This is a genomic window from Belnapia rosea, assembly GCF_900101615.1.
Taxonomy (GTDB): domain Bacteria; phylum Pseudomonadota; class Alphaproteobacteria; order Acetobacterales; family Acetobacteraceae; genus Belnapia; species Belnapia rosea.
In genome coordinates this window covers 50,485-73,354 of the sequence record NZ_FMZX01000010.1, presented here as the reverse complement: position 1 = coordinate 73,354, position 22,870 = coordinate 50,485, and the positions used below count along the sequence as shown (strand labels likewise).

Sequence of the window (22,870 nt, the reverse complement as noted above, 5' to 3'; positions counted from 1 at the left end):
CCCCTCAGCGCCGGTTCGCCACCGCCATCGCCGCCAGCTGGCGGGCATGCTCCGATTGATGGCGGAAATCATCCGCCAGGGCGAGCAGGGCGGCCTGCTGCGGATGCGCGTCGAGAAGCCCCGCCAGGCGACGGCACTCCTCCGACTTGTTCTTGAACCAGTCCGCATCCCAATGGCTCTCGAACCCGGCGGGCCCCGATTCGGAATCCGGCATGTTGCCTCCTGTCATCCCGAGGAGCGGGATCGGCCCTGATCAACGGCCGGGCTGCGCGAGGGTTCTGCCGGCCATTGCTGCCTTGCGGCGCGCGGGCGATTTCGCCGGACCCCTGTTTGCTCTAAGCCGGACGCCCGAAGCAGGAGCGATCCCATGAGCCTCGACCCCACCATCCGCGCCAAGCTGGAGCGGATCACCACCGCCACCATCACCACGGTCCTGCTGAAGAAGGGCCTCAGGAACATCTGGCTGCGCGGCACGCCGCCCTTCAGCCCGACGGCCAAGGGCCGGCGCTTCGTCGGCCCGGCCTTCACCCTCCGCTTCGTCCCCGCCCGCGAGGATCTGGCGACGCCCGAGAGCTGGTCCTCGCCGAAATCCACCCGCGCCGCCATCGAGGCCATGCCGGAGGGCTGCATCGTCGTCGCCGATGCCATGGGCGTCACCGATGCCGGCATCTTCGGCGACATCCTCTGCGCGCGCCTCGTGAAGCGCGGCGTCATCGCCCTGGTGACGGATGGCGCGGTGCGCGACGTCGCCGGCGTCATCGGCACCGGCCTCCCCGTATTCTGCTCCGGCGGCGCCGCCCCGCCCTCCGTCGCCGGCCTCACCTTCGTCAATTGGGAGGAGCCGATTGGCTGCGGCGGCGTCGCCGTCTTCCCGGGCGATGTGATCGTCGCCGATGACGACGGCGCCGTCTGCATCCCCGCCGCCTTCGTCGACGAGGTGGCCAATACCGGCGAGGAGCAGGAGCGCCTCGAGGCCTGGATCGTCGGCAAGGTCGAGGCCGGCGAGACGCTGCCCGGCCTCTATCCGCCGAATGCCGAGAACAAGGCCCGCTACGAGGCCGAGAAGGGGGGCTGACAGCCGGCCTGCCGCTGCGGCCCGGCCGCAGCGGCATCCTCCGCCCCTCCCGGTCCCTCGGCACGAGGCCTATCTTAGGCTCAGGCGATGGCGGCAACCCGTCGCAGCGCCCGGCGCTCACTGCTCGAACGAGGAACCGCCAATGCGAAGAATGAACGCCCTCCTGGCCCTGCCCGTGCTGGCCGTGCTGGCCGGTTGCGTCACGCCTGACCAGCCGCCCCAGGGCTACGCCACCCTGCCGCCCGATTCCGTCCAGGGCGCCGGAGACCCGACCCGCGCGGCGGTTCTCGGCACCTCCTATGCCTTCGGCAACCCCGGCACGCTGGCCGGCAACCCGGCCGCTGCCGCGCGGGCCGTGGCGAATTACGAATACCTGGCGACCGAGCTGCCCTACGGCCCGCGCTGGCGCGGCATGAACGGCCCCATCGGCCCGCTCTTCGCCGATGGTCTGCGGGAGTTGCGGCCCGCCATCGGCATCGCCCCCAATGCGCCGGCCCAGCCGGTGGTGCAGTCGCTCTACGCCGCCTCCCGCGCCATCAATGCCGGCGACCAGGCGGCGGCGGAGCGGTCGCTCTCCGGCCCCATCTTCGTCAATGGCGGCGCGGCGACGCTGCAGCGCCTCGCCAACCTGCCGCCCCTGCCGCGCGTCGCGGCGGCCACCGCGCTGGCGGCGCAGGAGCTCGACCGGCAGGACCGGCTCGGCAGCCCGCGCGGCTCGGGCGGCGACGGCGGCGGCAGCGGCGGCCGCCCCTGAGCCGAAGCCAGGCACGGGGGGCCGCGCCTTTCTTGCCGGTCCCTTGATGCCTGGCCGCAACGCCATGGCGACCCGCTCGCGCTTCTGCTAGCGGGGGCCATGTCCAGCTCCGCCCTTTCCGGTCCTGCTTCCTGGTGGCGGGACCGGCGCTACCTGGTCCTCCTCGCCCTCGGCTTCGCCTCCGGCATTCCCCTGCCGCTGACGGCCGCCACGCTCCGCCGCTGGCTGTCGGAGGAGGGGCTCTCGGTCGAGGTCATCGGCCTCACCGCATCCTTGGGCCTCGCCTACACGCTGAAATTCCTCTGGGCCCCGGCGCTCGACCAGGTGCCGCCGCCCCTCTTCCGCTGGCTCGGCCGCCGCCGCGGCTGGCTCCTCTGCATCCAGCCCGCACTGATCGCCGCCATCGCCGCCCTCGGCCTCACCACGCCGAGCGCCACGGCCTATGCCACGACCTTCGCCCTGGCGGGCCTCGTCGCCTTCCTCTCGGCGAGCCAGGATGTGGTGGTGGACGCCTACCGCATCGACCTGCTGGAGGAGCGCGAGCAGGGCTACGGCCTCGCCCTCTATGTCTGGGGCTATCGCGGCGCGCTGCTGGCCAGCGGCGCCGGCGCGCTGGCGGTGACGGAGCTTGGCGGCTGGGCTCTCGGCTACGGGATCTGCGCCCTGCTGCTCGGCATCGGCCTGCTTGCCGTCCTGCTCGGCCCCGAGCCCGCCGCGCCGCCGCGCCTGCCGGCAACCCCGGCCGGGCGGCTGCGCGCCGCCCTGGTCGATCCCTTCCTCGACTTCATGCGGCGGCGCCACTGGCTCGCCATCCTGCTCTTCGTCGTGCTGTTCAAGCTGGGCGAGGCGCTGGCCGGGGTGATGACCCAGCCCTTCTACGCCGCGCTCGGCTTCACCCGGCTCGAGCTCGCGGCCATCAACAATGTCTTCGGCCTGCTGGCGATCCTCGGCGGGGCGCTGGCCGGCGGCTGGCTGATCCGCCGCCTCGGCATCGCCCGCGCCCTGGTGCTGACCGGCTTCGGGCAGATGCTGTCGAACCTGATGTATGTCGCCGTGGCGCAGGCGGGGCACAACATCCCGCTGCTCTGGGCCCAGGTCGGGATCGAGAACTTCACCGACGGCATGGCGGACGCCGCCTTCCTCGCCTATCTCTCCGGCCTGACCAACCGCGCCTTCAGCGCGACGCAATATGCGCTGCTCTCCTCGCTCGCCGCCTTCGCCAGCCGCACCCTCGGCGCCGGCTCCGGCTTCCTGGCGCGCTGGCTGGACTGGACCGGCTTCTTCCTGATGACGACGCTGGCGGCGCTGCCGGCCATGGCCATCATGCTCTGGCTGCTCCGCCGCCTGCCACCGCAGCCGCGGCAGGCCGAAGCGGCAGCGGTTCTATCCAACCCATGAATGCATCCCATCCATCCTGCCGATTGGAATAGCCGCCGGGCCTGCCCAGCTGTTGTTGCAACGCAGCATATGGATGCAGACCCGATGGCTACCGACCTTTTCCAACCCCTGCGCCTCGGCGCGCTGGACCTGCCCAACCGCATCGTCATGGCGCCGCTGACCCGCAGCCGCGCCGGCAGCGCCGGCATCCAGGGCGCGATGAACGCCGCCTACTACGCCCAACGCGCGACCGCCGGCCTCATCATCGCCGAGGCGACGCAGATCACCCAGCAGGCGCAGGGCTATGCCTTCACCCCGGGCATCGCCAATGCCGCGCAGGTCGCCGGCTGGCGCCAGGTGACCGATGCGGTCCATGCCGCCGGCGGCCAGATCGTCCTGCAGCTCTGGCATGTCGGCCGCATCTCCCATCCCAGCCTGCAGCCCGGGGGCGCCCTGCCGGTCGCCCCCTCGGCCATCCGGCCGGAGGGCCAGGCCTTCACCGAGGCCGGCTTCCAGCCCTTCGTCACCCCCCGCGCGCTGGAGACGGACGAGATCCCCGGTATCGTCGAGGATTACCGCCGCGCCGCGCGCAACGCGCAGGAGGCGGGCTTCGACGGCGTCGAGATCCATGGCGCGAATGGCTACCTGATCGACCAGTTCCTCCGCGACGGCACCAACCAGCGGACGGACCGCTATGGTGGCAGCATCGAGAACCGCACCCGCTTCCTGCTCGAGGTGACCGAGGCCGTGACCTCCGTCTGGGGCGGCGAGCGCGTGGGCCTCCGCCTCTCCCCCGTCTCCCCGGCCAACGACATCCGGGACAGCAACCCGCAGGCGCTGTTCGACCAGGTTGTGGCGGCGCTGGCGCCCTTCAACCTCGCCTATCTCCATGTGGTCGAGGGTGCGACCGGCGGCTCCCGCGACGCGCAGGGCTTCGACTTCGCGGCGCTGCGCCAGGCCTTCCGGGGCCCCTACATGGCGAATAACGGCTATGACCTGGAACTGGCCCAGACGGCGCTGCGCGAGGGGCGGGCGGATGCCATCGCCTTCGGCCGGCCCTTCATCGCCAACCCGGACCTGGTGGAGCGCCTCCGCACCGGCGCCCCGCTGAACGCGCCGGACACCAAGACCTTCTATGGCGGCGACGAGCACGGCTACACCGACTACCCGGCGCTGACGCAGAAGGCGGCGTAAGGCTGGGGGCTAGCCCAGAGACCAACCGGGGGGGCAGGCGTCCCCCCCCGGGCCCCGGCGTCAAATGACGCTTGCGCAACGGGTCGGGTGAGGGTATAGGAAGATATCCTCAAAACGGCCCGTGCTGATCGGGCAGGATGAAGTCGCCCGCTGTCAGGTGGTGGATTCCGGTCAGCTCGATTTCCTCGTAATAGGTCGCTGGCTTCTCCGGCGGGTCATCCACGTTGCGAAAGCCGTTGGGCGCCGAGATCTTGATGATCGTGTTCCCGCCTTCGATGTCGTAGCGCGCCTGCATGGCGTAGCTCACCACGAAGTCGCCCGTGCCCAGGAACAGCCCCGCCGGCTGCCCCGAGGGCGGGGCGTGATGGTTGTAGTAGCCCGATATGTCGATCACGTCCTGCCCGTGACGGAAATCCCGGATGATGTCCCGCTGCCCGGGCCCGACCGCGGTGTCCCGCGTCGCGCCGGCATTGCCCAGGTAGCCGAACAGGAACACGTCCCGCCCCGCGCCGCCGGCCAGCATATCGACCCCGGTGCTGCCCTGCAGCGTATCCTGCCCGGCGCCGCCCTCCAGCAGGTCGTCGTTCGGGCCGCCCCGGATGAAGTCGTCGCCCGCGCCGCCGAACAACAGGTTCGGGTCGGCCGTCATCAGCTCGGGATCATGGCCCCGGCCGGCGCCATAGCCCATGATCGAGTCGTCGCCGGCGCCGCCGAACACCGTGTTCGCGCCGTAGCCCGCCAGGACGGTGTCGTTCCCCGCGCCGCCCAGGATGAGGTTGTTGCCCGGACCGGGCGTGCTGCCCTGGAGTGGCCCGAACTCCCACTGTTCGAAAGGCTCCGCCAGGAGAAAGTAGTTGTCGCCGGCGATGAAGTCATGGCCAGCCCCACCGAACAGGGCATCACTCCCCGCCCGCCCGAAGATGACATCATTGCCCTGGTGACCGAGGATGAGGTCGGTGCCGATTGTGCCGCGCAAGGTATCATCGGCTCTTGAGCCGGGAATGAACGACATTCTGGTGTTTCCTCTTGCCGGAGAGATTCACCCTCCGGTCGAGGATTGGACACCTTCACCCGTGGCCAGTCACGAATTCCCGGAACAAGGAGTCGTTATTTTGGATGGCCAACAGGAAACTTGTTTTGTTTTTTGCAGAAGCCGGCGTGCCGACCCGGGGAGGGCCGAAGGGCCTTTAACTCCTAAAATCCTCAAACGAAGATCGCACAACCAAGCCCGATCAAGGGCTTGGCTGTATCCGCCGGGCGGGGAATTGAGCCGGTTTGAGGCGCCCCACCCCAGCTTCAGCTGTTCCTGAGCGCCACGGTGAAGGGTGCCTCGGTCTTCGCCGTGATCTCCTCCAGCGTGACCTCGGGCGCCAGCTCCACCAGCTTCACCTCGGTCTCACCCTTCCGGGCGATCTCGAACACCCCAAGCTCGGTGATCACCATGTCCACTACGCGGGCGCCGGTCAGCGGCAGGGCGCACTCGCGCAGCAGCTTGGGCTTGCCGCCGGCGGTATGCTCCATCAGCACCACCACCTTCTTCACCCCGGCGACGAGATCCATCGCGCCGCCCATCCCCTTCACCATCTTGCCGGGGATCATCCAGTTGGCGAGGTCGCCATTGGCCGCCACCTGCAGGGCGCCGAGGATGGAGAGGTCGATATGCCCGCCGCGGATCATGGCGAAGCTGTCGGCCGAGGAGAAGTAGCTGCTCGTCGGCAGCTCGGTGATCGTCTGCTTGCCGGCATTGATGAGGTCCGGGTCCTCGTCGCCCTCATAGGGGAAGGGGCCGAGGCCGAGCATGCCGTTCTCGCTCTGCAGCTGCACGTTCATGCCGGAGGGCACGTGGTTCGCCACCAGCGTCGGGATGCCGATGCCAAGGTTGACGTAGAAACCGTCCTCGAGCTCCGCCGCCGCGCGGGCGGCCATCTGGTCACGGGTCCAGGGCATTGTCTGTGCTCCTTACGCCAGCACGCGCTTGCGCGTGGTGCGCTGCTCGATCCGCTTCTCGTATCCGGCGGGGCATTCGATCATCCGCTTCACGAAGATCCCCGGCGTGACGATGTGGTCCGGGTCGATGTCGCCCGGCTGCACCAGCTGCTCCACCTGCGCCACCGTCATGCGCGCCGCCGTCGCCATCATCGGGTTGAAGTTCCGCGCCGTCTTCCGGTAGACGAGGTTGCCCTCGGCATCGCCCCGCCAGGCATGCACGATGGAGAGGTCGGCGACGAGGCCGCGCTCCATCACATAGGTCTCGCCGTCGAACTCGGCGGTCGGCTTGCCCTCGGCCACCTTCGTGCCGACGCCCGTCTTGGTGTAGAAGGCGGGGATGCCGGCGCCGCCGGCGCGGATGCGCTCCGCCAGCGTGCCCTGCGGGTTGAACTCGATCTCGAGCTGCCCGGCGAGGTACTGCTCGGCGAAGGTCTTGTTCTCGCCGACATAGCTGCTGATCATCTTCCGCACCTGCCGCGTCTGCAGCAGCAGGCCAAGCCCCGCATCGTCGATGCCGGCATTGTTCGAGACGATGGTGAGATCGCGCACGCCGCTGTCGCGGATCGCCTCGATCAGCAGGGAGGGGATGCCGCACAGGCCGAAGCCGCCGGACATGATCATCATGCCGTCGCGCAGGGTGCCCGCCAGGGCCTCCTTCGCATCGCGGTACACCTTCCCCATGGGCATCAGCTCCCTGTCGGCTGTGGATAATCCGGCCGCAACCTAGCCCGCCATCGCCCCGGGTGGAAACACCCGGAGGCGTGAATCGCCGGCATGCCTGCGCGAAGGGGTGCCATGAAGGAGGGTGGGAAAGCGGCCCTGCCGGGCCGATGCGATGGGCCGCAAGAAAGCGCAGCCGGGGGCTTGCGCGCCCCGCGGGCCACAGTTATACCGCGCCACCTTCCTGGGGGGCCATAGCTCAGTTGGGAGAGCGCTTGAATGGCATTCAAGAGGTCGGCGGTTCGATTCCGCCTGGCTCCACCAGTTTAGAACCGCCTCCGACCATGGACGAAACCGCTCTGCGGTGTCCCTGGTCGGAGGCGGTTTTCGTTTGAGGCGAGCCACCGGCGATCCCCGGCGCGACCCTTCGATCCGCAGAGCTTGCCGGAGCTGCGGCCCTATGCGGCCGCGAAGCCAGGCGGAGCCTGCGGCGTTCCCTGGGCTGTTTCGAAGGACAGGGAATCGATGCAACAGGATGAGCAGCTGCCTGCGGCCGCGGGCGATGTCGCGCGAGCCTATCCGGAACTCTACCGGGCCTATGCCGCGCTCGGCGAAGCCTGCGCGAAGGCGGGCCCGATCGAGGGTGAGGCGTTGCGTCTGGTGAAGCTGGCCCTCGCCATCGGTGCCTCCTCCGAAGGCGGAGTCCACTCCCATTGCCGCCGTGCGCTGGAGGAGGGCGTATCGAAGGACGCGCTGAAGCAGGTGGCGCTGCTGGCGGTCCCGACCTTGGGGTTCCCGCGGGCCGTCGCCGCCCTGACCTGGATCGAGGATGTCACCGAGAGTAAGCCGGAACCCGCCTCACGCTGACACCCGTCAGGCGGGCGGCGCGTATCGGTCCGGGCCAGGGCTCAAGGCGGCAGGGGCGAGACCCCGATGACCGGGCCATGCAGCAGGAGGAGGGCGAGCCATAGCAGCATCGCCGCCGCCAGTCGCGGGATGGAAGGGCGGCCGAGCGGATGCCAGCGGCCCGAGAGCAGTGCCGCGGCCGGCCAGAACGAGGTGCGTGCGGCCAGCCTCGCCCATTCCTCCGCACCGATCTGCCGTCGTCGGCGCCGGTCGATGGCCCACATGCCGAGAAGCGCGAAGCCCGCGAACCCGCCGAAGAGCAGCCCATGCGCGAGGTCGCCATTCGGCACCGCATGGGACCCGGCCCAGAGCGCGATGGCCCAGAGCAGCGGGTGCCGGGCCAAGCCAGCGACGCCCGGATGCTCCGGGTCGAAGCCCAGGGCGCGCCCGCCGAAGGAGAGCGGATTGGGTGCGCCTGTCCCGCAGACCACCAGCAGGCAGGTCAGCGGCATGGCGATGTTGGGCACCCAGTATTGCCAGGGTGCCATGTCCCAGAGGGCGATATAGGGCGCCCGTCCGGCCGCCAGGACCAGCCAGGCCAGCACGGCGAGGGAGGCGAGGCTGTAGAGCGCGAGATAGGCCCTCTCGCCCAGGGCGGTGACGAGCGGGCGGCGCAGCGCCGGTCGAGCGGGCAGGGCATGGGAGAGCAGGAAGACCACGAAGGCGCCGGCGAACTCGCCCCAACCACCCATGCTCAACACCTCAGCTCTGGCCCATGGTTGGCGTGGTGCGGGTTCCGATCAGGACGATAGAGTCGCCATCCGCCCCTTGGCTGGCAAGGCAAGAGGGATCAGCCCCATCTCCAGGCTGCGGGCGATGCGGCGGGCACGCTCGAGCATATGCTCCGCGCCTTCGGGCGAGAGGCGATCACGCGCCGTCTGTTCAAACAGGGCAAGCCATCGGGCGAAATGCGCCGGCGTCAGGGCGAGGTGCGCATGCGCCCGCATGGGTTGCCCATGGTAGTCGCCGGTCATCAGCGCGACCGAGCCCCAGAAGCGGGTGAGGGTAGAGATGTGCCCCTCCCAATCCGTGACGACCGCGAAGGCCTGACCGAGCAGCGGGTCCGTGCGCGCGGCGCCGTAGAAGGTGCGCAGGAAAGCTTCGATTGCGGCCGGGTCCAGTCCGGTGCGGGCGATGATCTCCTGCGTCAGGACCGCACGTCGTTCGGGGGTTTCAGGAATGGCGTTCAAACTCGTGTCTCCGATACCAGTTACCGTCGCGCAGTAATGTGGTATCGTCAATGCAAGTTTAGGGGTTCAGCCTTGCGCCTGCTCGCCTCCACCGATGTTGCCCTGCGCGTGCTGATGCGCCTCGCCGCCGAGCCCGGCCGGCTAAGGACGGCCGAGGAACTGTCGCAGGAAGTCGGCGCTCCGCGGAACCACCTGCACAAGATCATCCAGGATCTGGCTGCGGCAGGGCTGGCGCGGACGCTGCGTGGTGCCCATGGCGGCGTGATGCTGGCATGCCCTGCCGCGGAAATCCGTATCGGCGCCGTGGTCCGCTGGATGGAGGAGGGGCAGGCGCTGGTCGAGTGCTTCCGGCCCGATGGCGGCGCCTGCTGCCTGGCGCCGGACTGCCGGCTCCGCGCCGTGCTCGCCCGGGCGCGCGCGGCCTTCCTCACCGAACTCGACGGCACGACCCTCGCCGACTGCCTGCCAGCTCGGCCCACGCCGCCATGGCCGCAGGAGGCGGTGGGCGGCGCCCGCACCTGACAGCCAAACCCGGCAGCGGCGGCTGCTCAGGCGAGCCTGGTCCGCCGTCGCTCTGACAGGTCGATGACCGTGGCGTTCGGCTCCTCGGGCGCGAGGACGACGGTGCCGTCCGGTGCGGCGCGGTCGATATGGAAGAAGGTCACATGCGTGGCGACGACCTTCGGCATAACCCAGGGTGACTCCACCTGGAGGCCCGATGGCGTCCGCGCCGTATCCGGCCTGGCGAAATGGTTGGCGGCGTAGAGGCGCGCACGACGCTCGTCAGCCGCCATGACGTAGCAGGGACCACGATAGGTGCTGGCCGACCAAGCCTCTGCCTGGTGGGATTGCGGAACGGGTGTCAGGCCGAAGAGGGGCATGGCGCGAAGAACCTAAAAGGTGATCATCGATTAGTGATCCTCGCTCGATCTCCTCGCTCGGTCCTTAACAAACATCCCATTCTGGCCCGAAACGCACAGAATTCCGGCACTTAAACAGACCAGGCGGCGATGCTGCCGGATCGATGTTACGTCGAAGTGAAGCTGGGACGTATGGTCGATTTGTGCGCCGCAGCGTCATTCTATCTCCGGTTTAACATGGAGTAGAGCAATGCAAGCGGAGCGGCAGAAGCGGTTCCATGGCTATGTGAAGGTCGAGGTGCAGGGCCGGTCGCCGCGCCGCTGGATCTGGGCCATCTACCGCACCGATTCCGAAACGCTGGTTCTGCGCTCCGATGCCAGCTTCTCCTATGCGGAGGATGCCTGGAAAGACGGCCAGGGCGCACTCGGCCGCCTTGAAGCAGGCGAGGAGCTGGTCTCCGGGACCATGCGCCTGGCGGCTTGATCGAAAGGTAGGGAAAGTCTGGTGCCGACACCCAGGATTGAACTGGGGACCTACTGATTACGAATCAGTTGCTCTACCGCTGAGCTATGTCGGCAACGCAGACGGGCGCTGAATAGCCGCGCCCGCCCGCCACGGCAACACCCTATTCGGCGCCTCAGCCGGTCACGGCCTGCAGAGGTCCGCTCAACGCCTTGGCACCGGGCGCCGGCGCTGCTTGCTCCGCCACCGGCTCCGCCGTCCAGATGACGCGCCCGGCAGTATCGCAGGCGGTGCAGACCGGCGCCCAGGCGCGTTGCTCCGCGGCACAATGCCCACAGCGCCAGCGCGGCTCCGGCCGGGCCGTGGCGGCTTCACGCAGCCAGCGTGCCTGAGCGGCACGGGCCTCGGCGGTTTCGCCGTGCTCAGCCTCCTCCAGCTCGGCCAGCATCAGATAGGCGCGCCGGTCCGTCGTGCCCGACTTTACCACCGCTTCCAGCGCGCCCCGTGCGCGGCCGGTGAGCCCGGCCGTCAGTGCCACCCTCGCCAGCAGCAGCCGGCTCTCGGATGCGGTCGGGTTGCGGCGGATCAGCATCTCGACGCTCTTCACCCGTGTCAGCGGGTCCGGGTCGTCAGCCAGATAGGGTTCGGCAAGGTCCGGGTGGGGCGAGGCCGCCCAGGCATCCTCCAGCACGCTCCTGGCGCGACGCGGGCTGCCCTCGGCCCGCAGCCGCCGCGCATGGGCGATGGCAGCCGGCGCGAAGCCGGGATCGGCCTGGAAGGCCTGCCGCTCCAGCTCGGCCGCCCTGGCCGCATCGGGCTCCTGCCCGGCGGCGGCGAGGGCGAGCGGCGCGCGTGGCGCATCGGCCGGGGCAAGGCTCAGCGCCTCGCGCCAATTATGGGTCTGCAGGGCGAGCTGGGCACGCTCCTCGCGCAGCCAGGCGGCACCGGGTTGGACCTGCTCGGCCTCCTTGGCGAGGGCGAGGGCGGCATCCCAGTCGCCGCGCGCCATCGCCTGCCGCAACAGGCCGCGCAGCCCGATGAAGCGCGCATCCTCGCGCTCGGCGAGCTGGCGGAACACCGCCGCGGCGGCCTCGTCATGCCCCGAGAGGCGCTCCGCCTCGGCGGCCAGCAGCAGCGTCTGCGGCGTATCGCCGAGCAGCTTGCGGGCCTTCCGCACCTCGAGCCGCGCCGCTTCCGCGGTGCCAGCCGAGAGCGCGACCAGCGCCCGGGTCAGTGCCGCGTCGCCATCCTGGCGATGCCGCCAGGCGCGGCGGTTGCGCAGCCGGCCCGGCCAGCGCCGGATCGCCCCGATCAGGCTGAGGATGCCGTGCAGGACGAGGAAAGTGACGCAGAGGATCAGCAGGGCGATGGGGAAGCTGGTGCCGATCCAGGCTTCCCCCACCTTGATCTCGACCGTCCCACCCAACTCGGCCAGCCACATGGCCACGGCGATCCCGATGCCGAGAAGCAGCAGGATCCAAATCGCGCGGGCCATCGGCTCAGCCCGCCGCCAGCTGGCGCAGGGCCGCGCGCGCCGCGAGCAATGCGCGGGCCTGGTCGGCCCAACCCTGCATCGCGGCACGGGCCGGCGGTGGCAGCTTGTCGATGTGCTGCAGGCTCATCTCGATATCCCCGGCTTCCAGCGCGCGCCGGGCGCGCTCGATCTCGGCCTCCGCGGCATCGCCCCAGACCACCTGGTCGCCACGGCGGATCGTCACCAGCCCGCCGAGGCGGGAGAGGGCGCTGTCCACCACGCCGGCGCGGCTGCCATCCGGCTGCATCGCGGCGTCGGAGGCGGCGCGGGCCGCCTTGGCCGCGTCCTCGAAGGACAGGCGGAGCGAGGATTCGGTCGGCGGCGCGGTGCCGGCGAAGCGAGCCAGCGCCTGCGGCGGCTGATCGATGCGGCCGAGTGCCTCGCCGAGCGGCTGGCCGGCCGTGAGCGCGCCGCGCAGGCTGTCCACGGCGGCGAGCCGGCTGGTCCGGCTTTCGATGGCCTGCAGCCGCTGCTGCGCCGCCTCGAGCGCCGCGACGCGGCCGCCAAGCGCCGACTCCAGCGCGCCGATGCGCTCGCCAAGCGTGCCCTCCAGGCCGGCGACTCGCTGCCCGACCGAAGCCTCAAGCGCCGCGACTCGGTCCTGCACCGCCTTGTCCTGCGCCGCGAGGCGTCCCTCGGCGGCGCGCGCCTGATCCTGCAGGCGGCTGTCGAGCGCCTGGCCCTGCTGCTCCACCCGCTCGGTCAGCCGCTCGATGCGGCCGGACAGCCCCTCCACCGCATCGCGTGGAGCGAAGGCGGCCGGGTCGATCGTGGGCTTCGCCTCGAGACCCTGCAGCCGGCGCTCCATGGCGTTGTCGCGCTCCGCCGCCTGGGTGCCGGCGCGCTCGGCGGCGGCCACCTGCTCGGTCACGCCCGCGAGGCGGGTTTCAAGCGGCCGCGTGTCGCTCGCCACCGGCCGCTCCTCCAGGCTGCGGATGCGTGCCTCGAGCGGCTGCACCTGCTGGATGCGGCCGTTCAGCGCGCCGACCTCGCCGCGCAGCCCGTCGAGCGCGGTCAGGCGCTGCTCGATCTGCGCCACCCGGGCCGAGTCGACATTGTTGTCGGTCGAGGAGCGCGGCGTGACCAGCAGCCACCACACCGCCACCAGCAGCACCAGGCCGCCCACGCCGATCACGACGGCCGCCGGATCGACGCGGCCGCTCAGGAGGGGGCGAGGGGCTGGCTGGTCCAGCGGCGAATTGCGCGGCGTGGGCGGTGGGCTCGGCGGGGGAGGTGTCGCAGGGCGCGGGGGCGGCGGCATGGATGCCTCTACAGTCGGCTGGCCGGAGGTTGTTGCCGCCGGCGTTGCCGCAGGAGGGAGGGAGGCGGGGCTTGCCGCCGGCGCTTCGCCCGATGGGCTCGGCGGCCGGCTTTGCGCGGCGGCGCGTGGCGCCTTCGGCTTGGGGTCGGGGGCTTTGCTCATCGTATCGGTAACCTGGGTCCGAGCAGTTGCAGAAGCGAGTCCTGGTCGGGCCGGTCGGCAATACGCACAGCGCGCCACGCCAGGGGTGCGGGTGCTGCTTGTAGCGCCGCCGCGACCCTGGGGCTTAGCGCCAACGCCGTGATCGACGCGGCGGTTTCGGCCAGCCCAGCCTCTTGGATCAAGGAGATGGCACAATGGACCGAGCGGGGCGAGAAGAACAGCGCAGCAACGACCTGCCCGGCCGCCAGCGCCTCCCGCGCCGGGGCGGGCAGGGTATCGGCCGGCGCCGCGGCATAGGCAACCCGGCGTTGCACCCGGAACCCCTCTTGCCGCAAAGCCAGCGCCACCTCCCTGCCATAGCCGGCCCCGACCGCGAGCAGCAGCGGCCCTGCCAGGGGATCGAGCCGTGCAGCCGCCAGTTGCGCCAGCGCCGCCGCATCGCCGCCGGCGGCCTCGACCTTCACGAAGCCGCTATGCCGCGCCTCGGCGGCCGTCGCCTCGCCAACCGCGAGCACCGGCAGCGTCGCCGGCAGCGCATCGGGGCGAAGCGCACGGGCGGCGGCGCGGCTGGTCAGCAGCAGGGCCTGCACCCGGGCCGGCGCGGCAATGGGGCGCGGCGCCAGCTGCAGGGCGGGCGCCAGCACCGGTACCCAGCCGAGCGCCGCGAGGCGGCGCCCCGTCTCCTCCGCCCCCGGCTCCGGCCGGGTGACGAGAACGGAGCGAGGCTCAGGCAAACAGGTCGGCCGGGCTGTCGGCGCGCAGCTCCTCGCCGAGCGCGGTGCCGAGCCGGGCGGCATCGGCGGCCTCGCCGGTGACGGAGCGCTTCAGCAGGAAGCTGCCATCCGGCCGCGCCACCAGCCCGGTCAGGTGCAGCGCCCCGGTCGGCAGCAGCCGGGCATGGCCGCCGATCGGCGTGCGGCAGGACCCATCCAGCGCGGCGAGCAGCGCCCGTTCCGCCCGGCTGACCGCCGCCGCGGCGCGGTCCTCGATGGCCGAGAGCAGTTCCAGCAGCTCGGCATCCGCGCTGCGGCAGGTGATGCCGACGATGCCCTGGCCGGCGGCCGGCACCATCGCCTCGGCATCCAGCACCACGCCCGCCTCACGCTCGAGCCCCATGCGCTTCAGCCCGGCCAGCGCCAGGAAGGAGGCGGCGAATTCCCCCGCCCGCACGCGGCCGAGGCGGGTCTGGATGTTGCCGCGGATGATCCCGCAGCGGAGGTCGGGCCGGGCATGCAGGATCTGCGACTGGCGGCGGACGGAGGCGGTGCCGATCACCGCCCCGGCTGGCAGGCAGCCATAAGGGTCGGCCGGGTCCGGCACGCCGCAGCCGGCACCGAGCACGATCGCATCCCGCGCATCCTCCCGCGCCAGGGTGCAGGCCAGGCTGATGCCGGCTGGCAGCTCGGTCTCCAGGTCCTTCAGGCTGTGGACGGCGAAATCTACCCTTCGGTCCAGCAGCGCCTCATGGATCTCCTTGGCGAAGAGGCCCTTGCCGCCGATATCCGCCAGGGCCCGGTCCTGGATGCGGTCGCCCGAGGTAGCGATCACCCGTTCCTCGAAAGCCTCGGCATTGCGCAGCACCGGGCAGAAGCGGGTGATGATCGACAGGAAGTGCCGTGTCTGCCACAGCGCCAGCGGCGAACCCCTGGTGCCGACGCGGAGTGGCAGGGCGCGGCCATGGCGCGGGACCTTGGCGAAGGTATCGTCGAGCGGCATCGCGGCGTCATAGAACCGCCGCGGATGAGGGGAAAGTGCGGATGGATGTTTCGGCCGCGGTGCTGGGCCTGGAATCGAGTTGCGACGAGACGGCGGCGGCGGTGCTGCGTGCCGACGGCACCATCCTCGCCGAGGCCGTGCTCAGCCAGCTTGAGGAACACGCGGCCTTCGGCGGCGTGGTGCCCGAGATCGCCGCCCGCGCCCATCTGGAGCACCTGCCCCGTCTCGCCGCCCGGGTGGTGGCGGAGGCTGGCCTCGGCTTCGGCGACCTGGCCGGTATCGCCGCCACCTCCGGCCCCGGGCTGATCGGCGGGCTGATCGTCGGCGCGAGCCTGGGCAAGGGGCTGGCCATCGCCCATGGCCTGCCCTTCGTCGCGGTGAACCACCTGGAGGCGCATGCGCTGACCGCCACCCTGCCGGGGCTGGTCGAGGGCGGGGCGCGCTTTCCCTACCTGCTCCTGCTGCTGTCGGGCGGGCATTGCCAATGCGTGGCGGTCGAGGGGGTGGGGCGCTACCGCCGGCTCGGCACCACGCTCGACGACGCGGTGGGTGAGGCTTTCGATAAGTCGGCCAAGCTGCTCGGTCTGCCCTGGCCCGGCGGGCCGGCGCTGGAGCGGCTGGCGGCCCTGGGCGACCCGGCGCGCCACAAGCTGCCGCGCCCGCTGTTCGGCCGGGCCGGCTGCGACTTCTCCTTCAGCGGGTTGAAGACGGCCGTCGCCCATGCGGTGGCGAAGCACCCGCCCGGCGCGTTGCCGGCGCAGGACCGCGCCGACCTCGCCGCCGGCTTCCAGGCCTCGGTGGCGGCGGTGCTGGCCGACCGGGGCCGGCATGCGCTCGACATGCTGCCGGGCGCGACCGCGCTGGTCGTCGCTGGTGGCGTCGCGGCCAATGCGGCGATCCGCGCGGCGCTCGGCCGGGTTGCTGCGGAGCGCGGCCTGCCGCTGGTGGCGCCGCCCATCCGGCTCTGTACCGACAATGCGGTGATGGTGGCCTGGGCCGGGATCGAGCGGCTGCGGCGCGGCCTCACCGACCCGCTCGGCCATGCGCCGCGGCCGCGCTGGCCGCTCGACCAGCTCAGCGGGTAGGGCATGGCCCCGGGGGGCAATGCTCAGGGCGATGCCGGTCCGGCCTGCGCCCGCGCCGCCCGGCGCAACGGGCCGAGATTCTCGGTCGAGACGACCCGTGTGGCCGGCAGGCTGATCCGGCATTCCAGCCCCTCCGGCGGCCAGTGCAGCGCCAGCGCCCCGCCGAGCTGGCCGCGCAGCACCGCCTCCAGCATCCGCGTGCCGAAGCCGCGCCGCCCGCCGGGCTCCTTGACCCGTGGGCCACCGCGCTCAATCCAGTCGAGACGGAGCTGCTGCTCCGGCCCGGCCGGCCCTTCCAGCCGCCAGGTCAGGCTGATCCGTCCTTCCGGCACCGAGGCGGCGCCATGCCTCGCCGCATTGGTCGCCAGCTCATGCAGCACCATGGCGAGTGGCTGCACCGCGCCGGCGGCGATCGCCAGGGGTGGTCCTTCGAGCCGTGTACTTCCGGGTGGGCAGAGGGCCAGCTCGCGCTCGGCCAGCATGCCGAAATCGGCGCCGACCCAACCCTCCTCCGCCAGGAGGGTATGCGCGCGGGCCAGCGCCGCCACCCGTGCCTCCACCGCCGCCATGTAGGATTCCGGCTGGTCCCGCCGGGTGAGGCGGAGGACGGACTGCACCACCGCCAGCACGTTCTTGGCCCGGTGGTCCACCTCCCGCGCCAGCAGGATGCGGCGCTGCTCCGCCTCGCGCCTCTCGCTCACGTCGCGGGAGATGCCGGAAAGGCGCACGACCCGGCCGCTGACCGGGTCACGCTGCGTCACCGCACCCTGGGAGGCGACCCAGGACCAGCCCTCGGCCGGCAGGCGGCGACGCACCCGGAATTCGGCGGCAAAATCCCCCGCCTCCCCGGCGATGACCTCCTGCAGCCGGGCCAGGACCTGCATGCGGTCCTCGGGATGCACGGCATCCACCCAGTCGGTGAGGGTGAAGCTCGGGGCCGTCGGCGCATCCACGGCCTCATCGGTGCGGCTGATGCGGGTGCCACGATCGGCCACCGGGTCGTATTCCCAACTGGTGAGGCGGGCCGCGGCGACCGCGAGGCGGAGCTTCTCCTGCCGCTCGGCCAATTCAGTGAGGGCCTGCCGGCGCTCATGAACATCCTCGACGAGGCCGACCCACTCCGACCCGGCGCGGACCGCCCGGCAGCGGACCCAGTGCCAGGCGCCGGCCGCGGTTCGCAGCCGGAATTCGATATCGATCGGCTCACCCGATCGCCGCGCCCCGGCCCAGGCGTGAGTAGTGCGGGCCTGGTCGGCCGGATGCAGCATATCAAGCCAGCCATCGCCGCGCAGCGCCGCCTCCGCCTGCCCGGTGAGGGTGGCCCAGCCCTCGGCCTCGAGCACCCGGCCCTCTGCATCGCCACGCCACAGCATCAGGGAACCGGCCTGGGACAGGGCTTGCCGGCGCCGCTCGGTTTCATCGAGCCGGGTCAGGGCCTGGTCTCGCTCGGCCTCGACGGTAGCGTGGGCCCGGCAGAGGCGATCGGCCCACCAGCCGAGCCAGGCGGCGAGGCCGAGCCCCAGGCCGAGAAGCAGCGCCACCGTCAGGCCGAGCCGGCCGAAGGCTCCGGCGGCCGAGGGCCGGTCCTGCGGCAACTCGGCCGTGAAGGCGCCGGCCACGGCAGGGGCCCATACCACCAGCCGCGCCGGCCCGTTCTGCTGACCGGCCGCTTGCGGGGTGCGATCGAAATGAATGGCGATGCCGGGGAATTGGCTGGCGAGCTCCTGGATCCCCCTCTCCAGCCCGGCCCGGTCATCCGGCGTCAGGGTCGGTGATTCAGCAAGGGCGCGGAGCCCGGCCTCCAGGCGTGCCAAGTCTCCCCCAGCCCGGAGACGCGCCGACTCGCCCGCATCCCAAAAGAGGGTTGCAGCCAGAGGGAGCGCGACCGCGGCCAGGACCACCGGGAACAGCGCGCGAAAATTAGGGGCTCCGCGGTTCAACGATATCTTCGACGCGCGCTGGTTGCATGAAACGGGCGGCACAATGATGGATCATGGTGGCGCCGTGGTCCGTAAGGTCCCTGATTGCCGGTCAACAGATCGGGAGCGGGCCGGCATGCCGGCCGGCAACCCGGGCCCGCAGGCCGGCGTTGCCCCCGCATTCAGGGCCAGGAGCGACAGGGATGGCGGATAGCGTGAGGCTGGCAGCGGCGGATGTGGCGGCGACGCCCTTCGTCATTCCCGGCGCGGAGGGCGAATTCCGCATCCAGGTGCTGAACGAGGATACGGCGCGCGGCGTCGTCACGACCATCGTGCATATCCCGCCCGGTGGGCGCATCCCGGCCCATTCGCATACCAAGGGTGCCGAGATGCATTATGTCCTCAGCGGCGACCTGATCGATGGCGGCGAGCGCCTCGGCCCCGGCGCCTTCCTCACCCATCCGGCCGGCATGGTGCATGGGCCGCATGAGAGCGAGGGCGGTGCCCAGGTGCTGACCGTGCAGCAATGGCAGTCGACCGACGGGGATTTCGACTTCCACCCGGCTTGACCCCCGCCGGAGGCGGCGCCCAGACTTCCGCGGAAGCGTCCACGGAAGGAATGCGCCGCATGCTGCCCTTGCAGGGTGTGACGGTGGTCGAGCTCGGGCAGAATTTGGCCGGCCCCTATGCCAGCGAGATCCTCGGCCTGCTCGGCGCCCGGGTGATCAAGATCGAGCGCCCGGAAGGCGACGACGCGCGCGGCTGGGGCCCGCCCTTCCATGCCGGGACGGCGACCACCTTCCATGCCATCAACCGCAACAAGCGCAGCATCGCGCTCGACCTCAAGGACAAGGCGGCCGTCGAGTGGCTGCGGGACTTCCTGCGTGAGGCGGACGTGTTCATCCAGAACATGCGTCCCGGCGCGCTGGAGGGGATGGGCCTCGGCGCCGAGGCGGTGCGGACGCTGAATCCCCGCCTGATCTACTGCTCGCTGCATGCCTTCGGCGCAACCGGCCCGCTGGCGCTGAAGCCGGGCTACGAGCCCATCGTGCAGGCCTTCGCCGGCATGTTCAGCGTGAACGGCAGCGCCGAGGTGCCGCCGGCGCGGGTCGGGATGCAGGTGCTCGACCTCGGCACCGGCGTCTGGGCCGCGCTCGGCTGCCTCGCCGCCCTGCAGCGGCGGCACCTGACGGGGGAGGGGGCGACGGTCGATACTTCGCTCTTCGAGACCGGGCTCGGCTGGATGAGCCAGCATTTCGCCGGCTTCTTCGAGACCGGCCGGCAGCCGCCGCGGCATCGCAGCGGCAACCCGAAGCTCATCGTCTTCCAAGCCTTCGACACGGCGGATGGCGAGATCGTCGTCGCCGCGGCCAATGACCGGCTCTTCGCCAAATTCGCCGCCGTGCTCGGCCACCCGGAATGGGGCACCGACCCGCGCTTCCGCACCAACAAGGACCGCATCGCCCACCGCGACATCATCCTGCCCCTGCTGGAGGCGGCGATGCGGACGCGCGGCAGCGAGGACTGGGCGGCGGCGCTGGAGGCGGCCGGCGTGCCCTGCTCGCCGATCCAGGACCTCGCCGCCGTCGCCGCGCATCCGCAGACCGAGGCGCTCGGCATGGTGCTGCAGGGGCCGGGCGAGGCGCCGCGCAGCATCGGCCTGCCCGTCTCCTTCGACGGGCGGCGGCCGCCGGTGGAGAGCGGCGCGCCGGACCTCGGCGAGGCCAATGCGGAATACGGGGCGCCGCTGCCGCTGCGCCTGAGGGAGGGCGGCTAGGTGACCGGTAGCCGTGCCTTCAGCTCCTCGACCAGGACGCGCTTGTTCTCGGAATAGTCGATCGGTGTCGCCACCAGATGCACGCCGCCGGCCGCGAAGGCGGCCTCGAGCGTCGGGATCAGCGCCTCGGTCGACTCCACCCGGTGGCCCTCGGCGCCATAGGCCCGCGCGTACTGCACGAAGTCGGGGTTGCCGAAGGTCATGCCGAAATCGGCGAAGTCGTCCACCGACTGCTTCCAGCGGATCATGCCATAGGCATTGTCGACCAGGACCAGCACCACGAGGTTCAGCCGGAGGCGGACCGCCGTCTCCATCTCCTGGCTGTTCATCATGAAGCCGCCATCGCCGCAGACCGCGAGCACCCGGCGGTCGGGGTGCAGCATGGCCGCCATCATCGCCGAGGGCAGCCCGGCGCCCATGGTGGCGAGCGCATTGTCGAGCAGCAGGGTGTTCGCCATCGAGGTGCGGTAGTTGCGGGCGAACCAGATCTTGTACATGCCGTTGTCGAGGGCGACGATGCCGTTGGGCGGGATCACCTGGCGCACGTCATGCACCAGCCGCTGCGGCGTCGGCGGGAAGCGCCCCTCCTCCGCGCGGTCGGCGATGCGGGCGAGGATGCCGTCGCGCAGCGGCAGCAGCGCCGCCGCCCGGTGCAGCCTGCCCTCCACCCGGTCGGCCAGCAGCTCGAGGCTCGGGCCGACATCGCCCACGACCTCGGCATGCGGGAAATAGACCTGCTCCACATGGGCCGCGGTGTAGTTCAGATGGATCACCCGCGGGCCGCCCGGCCCCATCAGGAAGGGCGGCTTCTCGATCGTGTCGTGGCCGATGGCGAGGATGAGGTCGGCCCGCTCGATCGCCTCATGCACGTAGTCGCGTTCGGAGAGGGCGGCGGTGCCCATATACAGGTTGGTGCCGCCGGCGACGGTGCCCTTGCCCATCTGCGTGGTGAAGAAGGGGATCCCGGTGCGGCGCACGAAGCCGAGCAGCCCGGCGGTGGCACGCGGCCGGCTCGCGGCGGCGCCGAGCATGATGAGCGGCCGCTCGGCCGCCAGCAGCATCTCCGCCGCGCGGTCGAGCGCCGTGCGGTGCGCGACCGGGATGTCGATCGGGTGCGGCGGCACCAGTGGCGGCGGGCTGGCCACCGTCTCGGCGGCGATGTCCTCCGGCAGTTCCAGGTGCACCGGCCCCGGCCGCTCCTCCTGGGCGACGCGGAAGGCGTCGCGCACCAGGGTCGGGATGGTGGCCGGGCTGACGATCTGGCGGCTGACCTTGGTCAGCGGCCGCATGGTGGCGATGGTGTCGACGATCTGGAACCGTGCCTGGCGGCTGCTCAGGATCCCTTTCTGCCCGGTGATCATGACCATCGGCATGGCGCCGAGCTGCGCATAGGCCGCGCCGGTGACGAGGTTCAGCGCCCCCGGCCCGAGCGTCGAGAGGCAGACGCCGGGCCGGCCGGTGAGCCGCCCGTAGGTCGCCGCCATGAAGGCGGCGGACTGCTCGTGCCGGGTGAGCACGAGCTGGATGGAGGAGGTGCGGAGCGCCTCGACGACGTCGAGGTTCTCCTCGCCCGGCACGCCGAAGATGCGGTCGACGCCCTCGTTCTCGAGAGCCGCGACCAGAAGTTCCGAGCCCTTGCGCATCCACCGCTCCTCCCGTTGTCCGGGGCCGTGCCGGGGTGGCAGGGCCCCGCCGCCTGTCAGGCTTCGCTTCGCACGTGCCGGATGACCGCCTCGGCGAATTCCATGGTCGAGGCAGTACCGCCGAGGTCCCGCGTGCGGATATTGTCCTCGTTCAGCGTCTTCGCCACCGCCGCGCGCATCCGGGCGGCGAGGTGGCCGCGGCCGACATGCTCCAGCATCAGCGCCGAGGCCAGCAGCATGGCCAGCGGGTTGGCGACGCCCCGGCCGGCGATGTCCGGCGCCGACCCATGCACCGCCTCGAAGATCGCCGCATCGGCGCCGATATTGGCGCCCGGCGCCGTGCCGAGCCCGCCGATGAGGCCGGCCGCCAGGTCGGAGAGGATGTCGCCGAAGAGGTTGGTGGTGACGATGACGTCGAAGCGCCAGGGATCGAGCACCAGCTGCATGGCGCAGGCATCGACGATGCGGTCGTCCCACTCGACCTTCCCGGCATAGCGCGGCGCCACCTCCTTCGCGGTCTCGAGGAAGATGCCGGTCAGCGCCTTCAGCACATTCGCCTTGTGGACCACCGTCACCTTCCTGCGGCCGTTGCGCGCCGCGTAGTCGAAGGCGAATTCGAGGATGCGGCGGGAGCCGGCGCGGGTGTTCACGCCCGAGGAGATGGCGACCGCATGCGGGTCGCCGTCGATTGGGATGTAGTGCTCGAAGGCGACGTAGAGGCCCTCGACATTCTCCCGCACGATGACGAGGTCGATATCCTCGTAGCGGCCACCGGGCACCATGGTCTTCGCCGGGCGGACATTGGCGTAGAGGCCGAATTCCTCGCGCAGCCGGACATTGACCGAGCGGAAGCCGCCGCCGACCGGCGTGGTCAGCGGCCCCTTGAGCGCCAGCCGGGTGCGGCGGATGGAATCGAGCGTGACGCCGGGCAGCGGGTCGCCATGCGCCTCGATGCCGGCAAGCCCGCCCTGCTGCGTATCCCAGGCGAAGGGAGAGCCGAGCGCCTCCAACACCGCGACCACGGCCCGGGTGATCTCCGGCCCGATGCCGTCGCCGGGGATCAGCGTTGCCTCGATGGCACCGTCTTTGTCCTGTCCACCCATGGGGGCTCCGATCTGCCTGGGTTAGCGGGAAGGCGCGTGCCGGCCTCGGCTGACGCAGAGGGCCGTCGCCGGTCCCCCCCTCCCGCAGGCGGGCCGACGCTGGCCGAGGGTGATCCCCCGGCACGCCGCCCGGCCATGATTCGGCCGGGACGGGGCCGCGGTCGCGGCCCGCCCTGCATGTACCCCAGCTTGGCCGCCAAAT

At 71.3% G+C, this 22,870-nt stretch carries 24 protein-coding genes and 2 tRNA genes; 11 read left to right on the top strand and 15 right to left on the bottom strand.

Features of this window, described 5'->3' with window-relative positions; translation table 11 throughout:
• Window positions 1–4: 4 nt before the first annotated feature.
• Window positions 5–214: a hypothetical protein gene (locus BLR02_RS16735; protein WP_090561194.1), complete on the bottom strand. Its 210-nt coding sequence runs from the start codon at window positions 212–214 to the stop codon at window positions 5–7.
• Between the two features lie 153 nt (window positions 215–367).
• Here BLR02_RS16735 and BLR02_RS16730 point away from each other — a divergent pair, with 153 nt between their 5' ends.
• The 4 genes from BLR02_RS16730 (at window position 368) to BLR02_RS16715 (ending at window position 4,400) form a co-directional block, all read left to right on the top strand.
• Window positions 368–1,075, top strand: a complete 708-nt coding sequence (locus tag BLR02_RS16730; protein WP_090663981.1) for a ribonuclease activity regulator RraA — start codon at window positions 368–370, stop codon at window positions 1,073–1,075.
• A 142-nt stretch (window positions 1,076–1,217) separates the two neighbouring features.
• The gene (locus tag BLR02_RS16725; RefSeq protein WP_218127973.1) at window positions 1,218–1,829 is read left to right on the top strand and encodes a hypothetical protein; all 612 of its coding nucleotides are present in this window, start codon (window positions 1,218–1,220) and stop codon (window positions 1,827–1,829) included.
• Between the two features lie 99 nt (window positions 1,830–1,928).
• Window positions 1,929–3,227, top strand: a complete 1,299-nt coding sequence (locus BLR02_RS16720; RefSeq protein ID WP_090561197.1) for an AmpG family muropeptide MFS transporter — start codon at window positions 1,929–1,931, stop codon at window positions 3,225–3,227.
• An 84-nt stretch (window positions 3,228–3,311) separates the two neighbouring features.
• On the top strand, window positions 3,312–4,400 hold the full coding sequence (locus tag BLR02_RS16715; RefSeq protein ID WP_143018177.1) for an alkene reductase: 1,089 nt from the start codon (window positions 3,312–3,314) through the stop codon (window positions 4,398–4,400).
• Between the two features lie 109 nt (window positions 4,401–4,509).
• Here the strand turns inward: BLR02_RS16715 and BLR02_RS16710 are convergent, their stop codons facing one another.
• The 3 genes from BLR02_RS16710 to BLR02_RS16700 all read right to left on the bottom strand — a co-directional run bounded on the left by BLR02_RS16710 (window position 4,510) and on the right by BLR02_RS16700 (window position 7,070).
• The gene (locus BLR02_RS16710) at window positions 4,510–5,412 is read right to left on the bottom strand and encodes a calcium-binding protein (RefSeq protein WP_090663979.1); all 903 of its coding nucleotides are present in this window, start codon (window positions 5,410–5,412) and stop codon (window positions 4,510–4,512) included.
• Window positions 5,413–5,696: 284 nt separating this feature from the next.
• On the bottom strand, window positions 5,697–6,347 hold the full coding sequence (locus BLR02_RS16705; RefSeq protein ID WP_090561200.1) for a CoA transferase subunit B: 651 nt from the start codon (window positions 6,345–6,347) through the stop codon (window positions 5,697–5,699).
• Between the two features lie 12 nt (window positions 6,348–6,359).
• Window positions 6,360–7,070, bottom strand: a complete 711-nt coding sequence (locus BLR02_RS16700; protein WP_090663978.1) for a CoA transferase subunit A — start codon at window positions 7,068–7,070, stop codon at window positions 6,360–6,362.
• Window positions 7,071–7,297: 227 nt separating this feature from the next.
• Here BLR02_RS16700 and BLR02_RS16695 point away from each other — a divergent pair.
• A tRNA-Ala gene (locus tag BLR02_RS16695) sits at window positions 7,298–7,373 on the top strand.
• 201 nt (window positions 7,374–7,574) lie between these two features.
• Window positions 7,575–7,916 (top strand): carboxymuconolactone decarboxylase family protein, encoded by a 342-nt coding sequence (locus BLR02_RS16690; RefSeq protein ID WP_090663977.1) that lies wholly within the window; start codon window positions 7,575–7,577, stop codon window positions 7,914–7,916.
• A gap of 41 nt (window positions 7,917–7,957) precedes the next feature.
• On the opposite strand, the gene BLR02_RS16685 is transcribed toward BLR02_RS16690, so the two are convergent.
• Entirely contained in the window at window positions 7,958–8,647 is a 690-nt protein-coding gene (locus BLR02_RS16685; RefSeq protein WP_090561203.1) for an NnrU family protein, read from the bottom strand.
• A 48-nt stretch (window positions 8,648–8,695) separates the two neighbouring features.
• Window positions 8,696–9,145 carry a group III truncated hemoglobin gene (locus BLR02_RS16680; RefSeq protein ID WP_090663976.1) on the bottom strand — a complete coding sequence of 150 codons (450 nt, stop codon included), beginning with the start codon at window positions 9,143–9,145 and terminating at the stop codon, window positions 8,696–8,698.
• Window positions 9,146–9,217: 72 nt separating this feature from the next.
• On the opposite strand from BLR02_RS16680, the gene BLR02_RS16675 reads away from it, so the two are divergent.
• A complete protein-coding gene (locus BLR02_RS16675) occupies window positions 9,218–9,667 on the top strand; it encodes an RrF2 family transcriptional regulator (RefSeq protein ID WP_090663975.1) in 450 nt (149 codons plus the stop codon).
• A 26-nt stretch (window positions 9,668–9,693) separates the two neighbouring features.
• Here the strand turns inward: BLR02_RS16675 and BLR02_RS28740 are convergent, their stop codons facing one another.
• A complete protein-coding gene (locus BLR02_RS28740; RefSeq protein ID WP_143018176.1) occupies window positions 9,694–10,026 on the bottom strand; it encodes a hypothetical protein in 333 nt (110 codons plus the stop codon).
• Window positions 10,027–10,255: 229 nt separating this feature from the next.
• On the opposite strand from BLR02_RS28740, the gene BLR02_RS16670 reads away from it, so the two are divergent.
• Entirely contained in the window at window positions 10,256–10,489 is a 234-nt protein-coding gene (locus BLR02_RS16670) for a hypothetical protein (protein ID WP_090561207.1), read from the top strand.
• A gap of 19 nt (window positions 10,490–10,508) precedes the next feature.
• Here the strand turns inward: BLR02_RS16670 and BLR02_RS16665 are convergent.
• From BLR02_RS16665 to hemC, 5 genes are all read right to left on the bottom strand, one after another.
• A tRNA-Thr gene (locus BLR02_RS16665) sits at window positions 10,509–10,583 on the bottom strand.
• A gap of 60 nt (window positions 10,584–10,643) precedes the next feature.
• Complete coding sequence (locus tag BLR02_RS16660) at window positions 10,644–11,963, bottom strand: heme biosynthesis HemY N-terminal domain-containing protein (protein WP_090663974.1); 1,320 nt, start codon at window positions 11,961–11,963, stop codon at window positions 10,644–10,646.
• A 4-nt stretch (window positions 11,964–11,967) separates the two neighbouring features.
• Window positions 11,968–13,263, bottom strand: coding sequence for a COG4223 family protein (locus BLR02_RS16655; protein ID WP_143018175.1), 1,296 nt, complete (start codon window positions 13,261–13,263; stop codon window positions 11,968–11,970).
• Between the two features lie 158 nt (window positions 13,264–13,421).
• Window positions 13,422–14,159 (bottom strand): uroporphyrinogen-III synthase, encoded by a 738-nt coding sequence (locus BLR02_RS16650; protein WP_176849628.1) that lies wholly within the window; start codon window positions 14,157–14,159, stop codon window positions 13,422–13,424.
• Complete coding sequence (gene hemC, locus BLR02_RS16645) at window positions 14,152–15,141, bottom strand: hydroxymethylbilane synthase (RefSeq protein WP_090561211.1); 990 nt, start codon at window positions 15,139–15,141, stop codon at window positions 14,152–14,154. Before hemC ends, BLR02_RS16650 begins: the two co-directional genes overlap by 8 nt.
• Window positions 15,142–15,182: 41 nt before the next feature.
• Here hemC and tsaD point away from each other — a divergent pair, with 41 nt between their 5' ends.
• Entirely contained in the window at window positions 15,183–16,226 is a 1,044-nt protein-coding gene (gene tsaD, locus BLR02_RS16640) for a tRNA (adenosine(37)-N6)-threonylcarbamoyltransferase complex transferase subunit TsaD (protein ID WP_090663972.1), read from the top strand.
• A gap of 23 nt (window positions 16,227–16,249) precedes the next feature.
• Here the strand turns inward: tsaD and BLR02_RS16635 are convergent, their stop codons facing one another.
• Complete coding sequence (locus BLR02_RS16635; RefSeq protein WP_090663971.1) at window positions 16,250–18,040, bottom strand: PAS domain-containing protein; 1,791 nt, start codon at window positions 18,038–18,040, stop codon at window positions 16,250–16,252.
• A gap of 308 nt (window positions 18,041–18,348) precedes the next feature.
• On the opposite strand from BLR02_RS16635, the gene BLR02_RS16630 reads away from it, so the two are divergent.
• Window positions 18,349–18,714: a cupin domain-containing protein gene (locus BLR02_RS16630; RefSeq protein ID WP_176849627.1), complete on the top strand. Its 366-nt coding sequence runs from the start codon at window positions 18,349–18,351 to the stop codon at window positions 18,712–18,714.
• A gap of 59 nt (window positions 18,715–18,773) precedes the next feature.
• Complete coding sequence (locus BLR02_RS16625; protein WP_218127971.1) at window positions 18,774–19,922, top strand: CaiB/BaiF CoA transferase family protein; 1,149 nt, start codon at window positions 18,774–18,776, stop codon at window positions 19,920–19,922.
• Here the strand turns inward: BLR02_RS16625 and BLR02_RS16620 are convergent.
• Together BLR02_RS16620 and BLR02_RS16615 are read right to left on the bottom strand one after the other, a co-directional pair.
• The gene (locus BLR02_RS16620) at window positions 19,919–21,565 is read right to left on the bottom strand and encodes an acetolactate synthase large subunit (RefSeq protein ID WP_090663968.1); all 1,647 of its coding nucleotides are present in this window, start codon (window positions 21,563–21,565) and stop codon (window positions 19,919–19,921) included. The two genes, BLR02_RS16625 and BLR02_RS16620, sit on opposite strands and share 4 nt — an antisense overlap.
• 56 nt (window positions 21,566–21,621) lie before the next feature.
• Window positions 21,622–22,668 (bottom strand): isocitrate/isopropylmalate dehydrogenase family protein, encoded by a 1,047-nt coding sequence (locus tag BLR02_RS16615; protein WP_090663967.1) that lies wholly within the window; start codon window positions 22,666–22,668, stop codon window positions 21,622–21,624.
• Between the last annotated feature and the right edge of the window lie 202 nt (window positions 22,669–22,870).